The sequence below is a fragment of the Segatella copri genome (assembly GCF_002224675.1).
GTDB lineage: Bacteria > Bacteroidota > Bacteroidia > Bacteroidales > Bacteroidaceae > Prevotella > Prevotella copri_U.
In genome coordinates this window covers 1-843 of record NZ_NMPZ01000076.1, presented here as the reverse complement: position 1 = coordinate 843, position 843 = coordinate 1, and the positions used below count along the sequence as shown (strand labels likewise).

General features: G+C 54.6%; 1 rRNA gene. It reads left to right on the top strand.

The annotated features are described in order from the left end of the window. A 23S ribosomal RNA gene (locus CFT61_RS16375) occupies positions 1-843 on the top strand; the annotation flags it as partial.

Below are 843 nucleotides of genomic sequence, written 5' to 3'. Positions count from 1 at the left end.
GTGATCTACACTTGGCCAGGATGAAGTCCCGGTAACACGGGATGGAGGTCCGCACCAATAAGCGTTGAAAAGCTTCTGGATGAGCCGAGTGTAGGAGTGAAAGGCCAATCAAACTTGGAGATAGCTCGTACTCCCCGAAAGGCATTTAGGTGCCGCGTCGGATGGTCACCGTGAGAGGTAGAGCGACCGATAGGACAAGAGGGCTTCACCGCCTATCGAGTCCTGACGAACTCCGAATGCTCACGGTCTGCAGTCCGGCAGTAAGGGGGCGGGTGCTAAGGTCCGTCCCCGAGAGGAGAAGAATCCAGACCGCCGTCTAAGGTCCCGGAGTTCTGCCTGAGTTAGTCTAACGAAGTCTGGTCCCTATGACAGCTAGGATGTTGGCTTGGAAGCAGCCATTCATTCAAAGAGTGCGTAACAGCTCACTAGTCGAGGGTCCGGGCATGGATAATAATCGGGTATAAGGCAGACACCGAAGGCGCGGGATAGCAATTATAAAAGTATCGGTAGGGGAGCATACTCACAGCGTCGAATGGTGTACGTAAGTTATCCTGGAGCGGTGAGTAAAGCAAATGTAGGAATAAGTAACGATAAGGAGGGTTAGATTCCCTCCCGCTGTAAGACCAAGGTTTCCCGGGCAATGCCAATCAGCCCGGGGTCAGTCGGGTCCTAAGTCTAAGCCGAACGGCGATGGCGATGGCAGAGACGGTTAATATTCCGTCACTGCCGCATGGGGCGACGTGGAGACGGAGCAGTGAAACCACCGCGGGGCGACGGAAGTCCCCGTTGAAGAGTGTAGGTGTTGAGGATGGCAGGCAAATCCACCATCCGAGCTGAACTTGA